Origin of the sequence: Variovorax sp. Varisp85 (assembly GCF_047304045.1) — a bacterium.
In the GTDB taxonomy this organism is placed as follows: Bacteria; Pseudomonadota; Gammaproteobacteria; order Burkholderiales; family Burkholderiaceae_C; genus Variovorax.
The window spans coordinates 23,764-33,709 of record NZ_JBGLYN010000074.1 but is presented as its reverse complement, the minus strand read 5'-3'; the positions used below and the strand labels follow the sequence as shown (position 1 = coordinate 33,709).

Here is a 9,946-nt window from a genome sequence, read left to right as displayed (position 1 = left end):
GGGGGGCGTTTTTTTTTTTAAAACCCCCCGCCCCGGCCCTCGGGTTGCCCCTGGGGGGGGCGGGGGGGCGCCGCCGCGGGTGTGGGGGGCGGGGGGGGGGTGGGCCGGGGGGACCTCTCGGCCGACGGCCTGCTCGACCATCTGCAACAGGGGCGCGTGGGCGAAGCAGGCGGCATCCTGGTGGTGTCGCCGCGCGACCGCATCTTCGTGGCCTCGACGGACGTCTCGATGTCCCTCACACCCACCCCGCCCGACGGCGTGAACCCGCTGCACGACCGCGCCATGGCGGGCTATCGCGGCAGCGGGACGACGCGCAATGCCAAGGGCATCGACGAAATCTCCGCCATCGCCTCGGTGCCGAACAGCGGCTGGTTCGTGGTGGCCCGGCTGCCCGTTTCGGAAGCGCTGGCCCCGGTGGGGCGCATGCAGACCTTCATCCTGCAGCAACGCGCACCCGCCGTGGCAGCGGTACTCATCGTGATCGGGCTGATCATGGCGTGGCTGCTGCGGCCGCTGCTGCGCGCCGCCGACCAGGCCGACCGGATGACCCGCGGCGAACTCGCGCTGACGCCGCTGCGGGTGGTGCGCGACGACGAGATCGGGTACCTGACGCAGGCCTTCAACCGGCTGCTGGCCAAGCTGCTGGACAACCAGGAGGCCTTGGCGCGCCTGGCCCACCACGACAGCCTGACCGGCCTGCCCAACCGCAAGCTGCTCGACGAACGGCTCCAGCAGGCGCTGCTACGGGCCAAGCGGCATGCGCGCCAGATGGCCGTGCTCTACCTCGACCTCGACGGATTCAAGAAACTCAACGACACGCTCGGCCACGAGGCGGGCGACAAGGCGTTGCTGGAAATCGCGCAACGGCTGCAGGGCCTGGTGCGGCAGACCGACACGGTGGCGCGCATCGGGGGCGACGAATTCGTGCTGCTGGCCGCCGACTTCGAAAGCTCCGCGGAACAGGGCGCGACGACCCTGGCCCAGCGCTGCATCGACGCGATCGCCCGGCCGCTGCAACTGGAGACGGGGCATTGCGACACGGTCATCGGCGTATCGATCGGCATCGCCCTGGGCAACGGCAACGAAACGCCGCAAGACCTGCTCGCCACGGCCGACGCGGCCATGTACCGGGCCAAGCAGAGCGGACGCGGCAACTATGCAGTGACGCCGACGCCGCACTGAGCGCGGCATCATCCGCTGCCGCGGCCCCTACGCCGGCATGTCGGTGCGCGGCAGCCGAAGGTGCTTCTTCAGCGTCTCGAACACCTGCCGCGTGACCGGATTCACCACGTGGCTGCGCACGTAGAGGTAGTACGCCAGGTCGGGCAGCCGCGGCATGCCGTCGCCCGCGCCGAGCACGCGCAGGCCCGCGTCGAGCTGTTCCACGCCGCGGGCCGTCACGCCCAGCCCCGCACGCAGCGCAGCCTTGATGCCGATCAGGCTCGACGAGGTGTAGCGCGGCGTCCAGGCCACGCCCGCCGCGTCGAGCGCCTCGTGGCCGATGCGGCGGAAGATGCTGGGCCCGTCCGCCATGATGAGCGGCACCGGCTTGGCCGGGTCGTGCACGTAGCCCGCGGCGCACAGCCACACGGTGGGCGAGTTGCGCAGCACCACGCCGTCGAACTGCGCGTCGGCGCGGTTGGAGATGATCATGTCGACCTCGCCGCTCTTGAGCGAGGTCATCAGGTAGGGACTGCGGCCGATGTGGATGTCCAGCTGCAGCAGCGGCGAGGTGCGCGCCACCTCGGTCAGCAGCAGCGGCAGCATGGTCTCGGCCACGTCGTGCGGCGCGCCGATGCGCAGGTTGCCTTCGAGCTGCCCCTGCCGCAGGCTGCGCAGCGCCTCGTCGTTCACCGCGAGCATGTGGTGCGCGTAGGTGAGCAGCCTCTCGCCGTGCTGCGTGAGCCGCTTCTGCCGACCCTGCTTGGCGAACAGCGGGTGGCCGATCTGCTCCTCCAGCCGCTGCATCTGCTGCGTGATGGCCGACTGCGTGCGCCCGAGGTGCACAGCGGCGGCGGCAAAGCTCTGGTGGCTGACGACGGCCGCGAAGGAACGCAGCAGTTCGAGATCGAGCGTGGGCATGTATTAATTTTATTGAAGTGTTTCCTGCGCCAGCTGGATTGTTGTGTCACGCCCCCGTCACTACAGTGGATGCACACCGAACAGGCAACCCCACTGGAGAAAACCGCATGAGCACCCCATCCGAGCAACGCAGCCGGGCCGTCGAGGCGTCCATCGCCGACATGAAGAAGGCCATAGGCGGCGCTGAAGCCACGCGGGAAAAGCTCGACGTGGTGCTCGATTCGCTTCAAGGCCTGGCCGCGCACACCGAATACTGGGGCGCCGCCGACTTCCCGCCGCCCGAGGCGGGCGAGCACCAGGCCCGCTACCTGATCGCCGAAGACCCGGACCAGAGCTATGCGCTGTACCTGAACGTGATGCGCCCGGGCAAGAAAATCGTGCCGCACAACCACACCACCTGGGCCTGCATCGCGGCCGTGGAAGGCACCGAGCACAACCGCGTGTACGAGCGCACCGACGACCGCAGCGTACCGGGCGTGGGCAAGCTGAAGCAGACGGCTCTGGTCGTCGTCGCGCCGGGCAAGGGCATCGCGCTGATGCCCGAGGACATCCACTCGGTCGAGATCCAGGGCGAGCAGGTCATCCGCCACCTGCACATGTACGGCCGCGCGCTCGAAACGCTGAACCAGCGCACCGCCTACGACCTCGACGCGGGCACGTACCAGACCATGGGCATCGGCGTGCAGACGCGCCGCTAGCCGCGTTTTTTTCCGCTTCGCTTTCATGCGGGCCGCGCAGCGTGGCCTCGCAGGATTTCATTCGTCCCGACGACCCGCCTCATGACTTCCTCCATCGACCCGAAGACCCTCAAATCCTGGCTGCACGACGGCGGCGAGATCGCGCTGCTCGACGTGCGCGAGCACGGCCAGTACGGCGAGGCCCATCTGTTCTACGGCATTCCCCTGCCCTTCAGCCGGCTGGAGATCGATGCGCCGCGCCTCGTGCCGCGCCGCAGCGTGCGCGTGGTGGTGTACGACGAGGGCGACGCCGACGTGGCCGAGCGCGCCGCCGCGCGCCTCGCCGTGCTGGGCTACGGCAGCGTGCATGTGCTGCAAGGCGGCACTCGTGCCTGGAAGGCCGCGGGCTACGTGCTCTTCGCGGGCGTCAACCTGCCCTCGAAGACCTTCGGCGAACTGGCCGAGGAGGTCTATCACACACCCCGCGTCAGCGCCGGCCAGCTCGCGGAGATGCTCGCTCGCAAAGACAAAGTGGTTGTGCTCGACGGCCGCCCCGCCAGCGAGTTCCACAAGATGAACATCCCGGGCGCCACCTGCTGCCCCAACGGCGAGCTGGCCTACCGCGTGCGCCGGCTGGTACCCGACACCACCACGCCCATCGTCATCAACTGCGCGGGCCGCACGCGCAGCATCATCGGCGCGCAGACGCTCATCAACCTGGGGCTGCCCAACCCCGTCTATGCGCTGGAGAACGGCACGCAGGGCTGGTACCTTGCCGATCACACGCTGGAGCACGGCGGCACGCGGCGCTACGCCGACGACAGCGGCAACACCGACCTGCGCTCCGCCGCCAGGGCGCTGGCCGCCCGCTTCGATGTGCCGATGGTGAACGCGCAGGCCGTGCGGCAGTGGGCCGACGACGCAGAGCGCACCCTGTTCCTGTGCGACGTGCGCACGCCGGAAGAATTCGCGGCCGGCAGCCTGCCCGGTGCGCAGCACACGCCGGGCGGACAGCTGATGCAGGCGGGTGACCAGTACTTCGGCGTGCGCGGCGCACGGCTTGTGCTGTTCGACAACGACGGCGTGCGTGCGCCGACCATCGCGAGCTGGCTGCGGCAGATGGGGCACGACGCGAGCGTGCTCGAAGGCGGGCTGGCGAGCGGGCTGTCGCTCGCGCCTGCCGCCGCGCCCCGCGCGCCCGCGCTGGCCACCATCGATGCGCAGGCGCTCGCCGCGCGCATCGAGCGCAACGAGGTGGCGGTAGTCGACCTGCGCGCCAGCATGCAGTTTCGCGCCGGCCACATCGCGCAGGCCCGCTGGTCGATCCGCCCCCGCCTCGCCCGCGACGTGGCGAACACCGAGACGCGCCAGCTCGTGCTGGTTGCCGACGACGCCCCGCTCGCGGCATGGGCCGCGGCCTCCGAGCTCGCGGGCTTGCCGAGCGCACCGCTGCTGCTGGCAGGCGGCATGGCCGCATGGCGCGCCGCCGGCCTGCCCGTCGAGGCCACGCCCGCGCTCCCCGCCGACGGCGACTGCATCGACTACCTGTTCTTCGTGCACGACCGGCACGACGGCAACAAGGAAGCCGCGCGCCGCTACCTCGCATGGGAGACAGGCCTCGTCGCGCAGCTCGACGCGCAGGAGCGCGCCGCCTTCCGCCTGCCCGCCGCCGCATCGCACGGCTGACATCCCCGGTTCCGCTTTCCGTTCGTCCTTGTCCGTTCCTATTCCAGGAGTTCCGCCATGCCGTTCGCCAGCCGCATCCTGCACATCGCCCGTTATGCCGTCGCCGCCGCATGGCTCGCGGCGCTCGCCCTGCAGCCAGCCGCCGCCGAACCGCTGGCGCCACGCAACGGCTTCCCCTCGCAGACGGTGAAGTTCATCTCGCCCTTTCCGCCCGGTGGCGGCAACGACGCGACGGCGCGCCTCGTCACCACACGCCTGCCGGAAATCATGGGGCAGGCGGCAGTGGTCGACAACCGCGGCGGCGCGGGCGGCAACATCGGCGCCAAGGCCGTGGCCGACGCCAGGCCCGACGGCTACACCGTGCTCACCTCGCAGGTGTCGATCATGGCCGTGAACCCCACGCTGTACGCGGCGCCGGGCTTCGACCCGATCAAGAACTTCATTCCCATCACGCAGATCAACGCCGCACCGCTCGCGCTGGTGGTGGACGCCAGCTCGCCCCTCAAGAGCTTCGCCGACCTCGCGACGAAGGCCAAGGCCAGCCCCGGCAAGGTGACCTATGCGACGCCCGGCAACGGCACGCTGTCGCACCTCGTCGGCGTGGTGCTGGCCAAGGACAACGGCGTGGAGATGACGCACGTGCCCTACAAGGGCGCCGGGCCGGCACTGACCGACCTGCTCGGCGGACAGGTCGACGTGCTGGTCACGTCCACCGCCTCGGTCGCCGGCCTCGTGCAGAACGGCAAGCTGCGCGTGCTCGCCGTGACCAGCCCGCGCCGCATCGGCGTGTTCTCGAAGGTGCCGACACTGGAAGAGCTGGGCTATGCCGGTGCACGCTTCGAAGACTGGTACGGCTTCTTCGCGCCCGCCGGCACGCCGCCGGAACGCGTGGCCTACCTGAACGAAGCCATCGTGCGCACGCTGCATCTGCCCGAGGTGAGCAAGCTCGTGACCGACGGCGGCAGCGAGGTGGTGGCCAATTCGCCGGACGCCTTCGCGGCGCAGTTGCGCCAGGACATCGACCGCTGGTCGCGCATCGTCAAGCTTTCGGGTGCACGCGCCGACTGATTGACGCAACATGGCGGCCCAACCTCCCTTCGCCCCTCCCTAACCATGCCCGATTCGCACTCCGTCCCCGCCGGCCTGACACTCAATACCCGGCTCACACGCACCGGCAAGACGCCGTCATACGCCGGCGGATCGCCCGTCAACACGCCCCTGGTGCGCGCGAGCACCGTGCTGTTCGACAGCGTGGGCGCGATGCGCGACGCGCGGGCTAGGCGCGACGAGGAGCGCATCTTCAGCTATGGCGCACGCGGCACGCCGACCACCTTCGCGCTCGAGGATGCGGTGAGCGAACTCGAAGGCGCCTATCGCACACGGCTCTTTCCGACCGGCCTTGCCGCCATCGGCATGGTGCTGCTGTCGTACCTGAAGCCGGGTGACCACGTGCTGATGTCGGACAGCGTGTACGAGCCCACGCGCAATCTCGTGCATTCCTTCCTCGAGCCGTACGGTATCCGCAGCTCGTTCTTTGCAGCGGATGGCAGCGGCATCGGGGAACTGTTCGAGCCGAACACGCGGCTCGTGTATGCGGAGTGCCCCGGCTCGCTGGTCTACGAGATGTGCGACCTGCCCAAGCTCGCGGCACTGGCGCATGCGCGCGGCGCGCTGCTCGCGGTGGACAACACCTGGGGATCGGGCGTCCAATACCGCCCGCTCGCGCTGGGCGCGGACATCTCGACGATGGCCGCGACCAAGTACCTCTCGGGCCACTCGGACGTGATGATGGGCACCGTCGCCACGACCGAAGCCGCATGGCGCCCGCTCAACGAACGCTGCGATGCGTTCGGCATGACCGTAAGCCCCGACGACGCGTGGCTGGTGCTGCGCGGCATGCGCACGCTGTCGGCGCGGCTGCAGATGCACGAGCGGCATGCGCTGGAGGTGGCGCACTGGCTGCAGGAGCGGCCCGAAGTGGCGGCCGTGTTCTGCCCGGCACTGCCGCGACACCCGGGGCACGACCTCTGGAAACGCGATTGCAAGGGCACGAACGGGCTGCTGTCCATCGAGCTGCAGCCAGGCATCGAAAGCGCGGCGGTCGAGCGCTTCGTCGATGCACTCACGCTGTTCGGGCGTGGCTCGTCATGGGGCGGCTATGAAAGCCTGGTGGCGTGGACCAACATGCGTGCGGCGCGCAGCGTGACGGATTGGAGCGGGCGCGGGGCGGTGGTGCGGTTGCACATCGGATTGGAGGCGCCCTCGGATCTGATAGCCGATCTGGAGCGCGGGTTTGCTGCAATGCAAACCCGGCAGCAGCACGGCGCGGACGCTCAAGCCCGGTCCGGGCGCTTCGCGTAGGCCAGGGCCAGCGCGAGCCCCACCACCGCCGCGGCGCCCAGCAGTTTCACGGGACTGCTAGTCAGGCTGCGCACGGCTCGACCGCACGCGGCGCCCCAGCCCTCGCGCGCGGGAAACAGCAAGGCGCGTTCATGCGGCGTGAGTGCGCGCAGGGCGCTGGGGTTCTCCTCGTCCTCGAGAACGGCCTGGGACACATCGAGTTGCGTGACGTCCTCGGGATGGCGTGGGAGAGTCGTCGGCTTGCGCATGGTCAAGATCCTCGTAGCGGAATGATCGAGCCCCGAGCTTGCGCTGCCCCGCGGCCTTCGCCCATGCGCGGGCGCAGACGCTGCGAGTAGGCCAACTTCCCGCCTGCAGCGGCGAAATCTTCGCGAGCCCGTCGATGCGGGGCGCATTCATTCATTCATTCGCAGGCGCGCTTCCCCGCAGGCGAGGCGCGCAGCCGGTTCAGGAAGGTCAGCTGCACCTTCGCCGTCTCGCTGCCCTGCATTGCCGCGCGGCGCATCCACGCCCCGGCCTCGCAGCGGTCGGCCTTCACGGCCGTGCCGTACAGCGTCGGGCCGGTCAGCAGCACCATGCCGAGCATCTCCTGCGCCTCGGCGTGGCCTTCGGTGGCGGCCTGCCGCAGCTGTACGAGCATCGCGCGGTAGTCGCGGTCGGCCTGTGCTTCGAGGGCCAGCTGGAAGCGCTGTTCCGCCTGCAGTTCGACGCCCGCATCCGAAGGACGCGCGGCGCTGAGCGCGGCCACCAGCAACAGCACACCCGACAGCAGCACGCGAAAGCGCAGCGACAGGCCGGTCATCTGGTTGAGTTCGGATGGCATCGATGTTCTCCACGAATAGTGTTGTCGTGCAGGCATCGTCGCGCGGTCGCGCCGAATGGAGAAGCCGGATTTCGCGCAGGCCGCCTCAGCCGGAGACTGAGCCCGCGCCCGTGCCTCAGAACTTCGCGGTCAGCATCACCTGCAATTCGCGCCCGGCCCCCGGCATGATCAGGTTGTCCACGCTGCCATGCCCCGACACGTAGTACTTGCGGTTCGTGATGTTCTTCAGGTTCGCCGAAATCTCGTAGCGCCCGGTCTTGTAGCTCGCGGCCAGGTCTGCCGTGACATAGGAAGGCAGCGTGACGAGGTTGCTCAGCGACGCATAGCGCGCGGCCACGTAGTTGACGCCGCCGCCCGCGCTCAGGCCGTTGCCCAGGTCCTTCATGAGCCACACGAAAGCCGAGTGCCGCGGTGTGAGGGGCGCGATCTTGCCCTGCACCGGCATCGCCGCTCCAACCGGCAACTGCAGCGAACTCACCGTGGCCAGCGACTTGGTCATGCGGCCGTCGAGGTACGCATAGCCCGCGCTGATGTCCCAGCGGCCCGGCAGCTTGCCGGCCAGCGCCAGCTCCATGCCGTTGGTGCGCTGCGTGCCCACGTTGATCTGCCGTGCGGGATTGGTCGGGTCGGTGTTCTTGATGCCCGAGCGCTCCAGGTTGAACACCGCCGCAGTGAGGTTGAGCGCGCCATCCAGGAAGTCGAGCTTGGCGCCGATCTCCTTGTTCACCGTGATCTCGGGGTCGTTGGCGGTGTTGCTGGCCGACAGCGCGAAGGTCTCGGCCGAAGGCTGGAACGAGCGGCTGTACGACACGTAGTACGACTGCGTTTCGCTCGGCTGCCAGACCACGCCCGCGCGCGGGCTGAACTTGCGATCGGTGCGCGACAACGGCGCCAGCGTGCGTTCGAACGAGGTGTCCTGCCCGAAAACGTCGTAGCGCCCGCCGACCAGCGCCTTCCACTGCGGTGCCAGGGTGATCTGGTCCTGCGCGTAGAGCGCGGCGGTCTTGAAGCGCGTGTTGCTCGGGATCGCGCTGCTGGCCGTGTAGCTCGCGAGCGGAATCGGCGCGGGTGCGGCCACCGGGTTCAGGATGCTCACGCGTTCGAAGCCGGTGGCCGACGACACGGAGTACGCCCGCTTCTCCTGCTGGCCGAACTCCGCACCCAGCAGCCATTCCTGCCTGAAGCCGCCGAGCTCGTTGCGCCATGTCAGGTCGGTCTGGTTGAACCAGCCGCTCTCGTCGCGCAGGATGAAGCCGCGCGTGCGGCCCACGGTCAGGCGAACGGGGTCGGTGGTACCGCTGGGCAGTGTGTTGTAGCGGTCGAGTCCGTAGCTGGAATAGCGCGTGGTGTTGCGCAGGCTCAGCGTGTCGCTGAAGCGGTGGTTCAGCGTGGCGGTGAACGACTGCACCTTCGTCGTGGTGGTGTCGTCGCGCTTTCCGAAGGCCGAGCCGTAGTAGGTGCCGATGGGCACGTTCACCGGGCGGCCGTTGAGCGCCGGAATGCCGAAGTCGGTGAGCCGCTGGTCGTAGGCGTTGGTGTACTGCAGCAGCAGATCGGTCTGCGGACTGAACTTGATGGCCAGCGACGGCGCGACGTTGTAGCGGTCGATGAACTGCTGGTCGCGGTAGCTGCCTGACTTCTCGCGCGCGACGTTGAGGCGAAACGCCATGTTCTCGCCGATGGGCGTGTTGAGGTCGGTGGTGAGCCGCTTGAAGTCGTGCGTGCCGAGGCCGAGCGAGACTTCGCCGAAGGCGCGGTCGAAGACCGGCTTCTTGGTCACGCGATTGATCAGGCCGCCCGAGGAGCCTCGGCCGTACAGCACTGCGGCCGGGCCCTTCAGCACCTCGATGCGTTCGGTGTCCGAGAGATCGCGGAAGTAGAGCGCGTCGTCGCGCACGCCGTCGACGAACCAGTCGGCGATGGCGGTGAAGCCGCGGATCACCACCTGGTCGCGCTGGCCGTCGCCCGCGTTGAACGACACGCCGGGCGCGTTGCGCAGCGCGTCCTGCATCGAAGTCGCGCCCTGGTCGCGCAGCAGCTGCGCCGGCACCACGTTGACCGCCTGCGGAATGTCCCGCAGGGGCGCGGAGCCCTTTGTGGCAGTGCTGCCGATGGACGGTGCATAGCCGACGTCCTGCTCGGAGCTGACGGTCACTTCCTTGAGCGTCGCATCGGCGCTCTGGGCCTGTGCCGCGCAGTGCGCGGCGGCCAGGGCGGCAACGAACAGGGACGGATGGCGCAGGCGAAAACGCGGCGCGCGAGAACGAACGGACATGGCGAAATTCCCTCAGGGCGATTTGTTTTTGAAATCGCGAAG

Annotated in this window: 9 protein-coding genes; 5 read left to right on the top strand and 4 right to left on the bottom strand. The window is 69.1% G+C overall.

All coding sequences use genetic code 11. From position 1 onward, the window contains the following. Positions 1-99: 99 nt before the first annotated feature. Positions 100-1,182, top strand: coding sequence for a diguanylate cyclase domain-containing protein (locus ACCC97_RS23975; protein ID WP_413335446.1), 1,083 nt, complete (start codon positions 100-102; stop codon positions 1,180-1,182). Positions 1,183-1,209: 27 nt separating this feature from the next. Here ACCC97_RS23975 and ACCC97_RS23970 read toward each other — a convergent pair whose 3' ends face one another. Continuing rightward, the gene (locus tag ACCC97_RS23970; protein WP_413313722.1) at positions 1,210-2,082 is read right to left on the bottom strand and encodes a LysR substrate-binding domain-containing protein; all 873 of its coding nucleotides are present in this window, start codon (positions 2,080-2,082) and stop codon (positions 1,210-1,212) included. A 107-nt stretch (positions 2,083-2,189) separates the two neighbouring features. Between ACCC97_RS23970 and ACCC97_RS23965 the strand changes: the two genes are divergently transcribed. The 4 genes from ACCC97_RS23965 to metC all read left to right on the top strand — a co-directional run bounded on the left by ACCC97_RS23965 (position 2,190) and on the right by metC (position 6,806). Beyond that, positions 2,190-2,780: a hypothetical protein gene (locus ACCC97_RS23965; RefSeq protein ID WP_413313721.1), complete on the top strand. Its 591-nt coding sequence runs from the start codon at positions 2,190-2,192 to the stop codon at positions 2,778-2,780. A gap of 81 nt (positions 2,781-2,861) precedes the next feature. Next, the gene (locus ACCC97_RS23960) at positions 2,862-4,445 is read left to right on the top strand and encodes a rhodanese-like domain-containing protein (RefSeq protein ID WP_413335444.1); all 1,584 of its coding nucleotides are present in this window, start codon (positions 2,862-2,864) and stop codon (positions 4,443-4,445) included. A gap of 57 nt (positions 4,446-4,502) precedes the next feature. Further along, a complete protein-coding gene (locus ACCC97_RS23955) occupies positions 4,503-5,513 on the top strand; it encodes a Bug family tripartite tricarboxylate transporter substrate binding protein (RefSeq protein ID WP_413335443.1) in 1,011 nt (336 codons plus the stop codon). A 45-nt stretch (positions 5,514-5,558) separates the two neighbouring features. Then, a complete protein-coding gene (metC, locus tag ACCC97_RS23950; RefSeq protein WP_413335441.1) occupies positions 5,559-6,806 on the top strand; it encodes a cystathionine beta-lyase in 1,248 nt (415 codons plus the stop codon). On the opposite strand, the gene ACCC97_RS23945 is transcribed toward metC, so the two are convergent. From ACCC97_RS23945 to ACCC97_RS23935, 3 genes are all read right to left on the bottom strand, one after another. Further along, the gene (locus ACCC97_RS23945) at positions 6,779-7,054 is read right to left on the bottom strand and encodes a hypothetical protein (protein WP_056593515.1); all 276 of its coding nucleotides are present in this window, start codon (positions 7,052-7,054) and stop codon (positions 6,779-6,781) included. The genes metC and ACCC97_RS23945 overlap by 28 nt on opposite strands. A gap of 155 nt (positions 7,055-7,209) precedes the next feature. After that, on the bottom strand, positions 7,210-7,629 hold the full coding sequence (locus tag ACCC97_RS23940; protein ID WP_413313715.1) for a sel1 repeat family protein: 420 nt from the start codon (positions 7,627-7,629) through the stop codon (positions 7,210-7,212). Positions 7,630-7,744: 115 nt separating this feature from the next. Beyond that, positions 7,745-9,904, bottom strand: a complete 2,160-nt coding sequence (locus ACCC97_RS23935) for a TonB-dependent receptor (protein WP_413335438.1) — start codon at positions 9,902-9,904, stop codon at positions 7,745-7,747. Positions 9,905-9,946 lie beyond the last annotated feature (42 nt).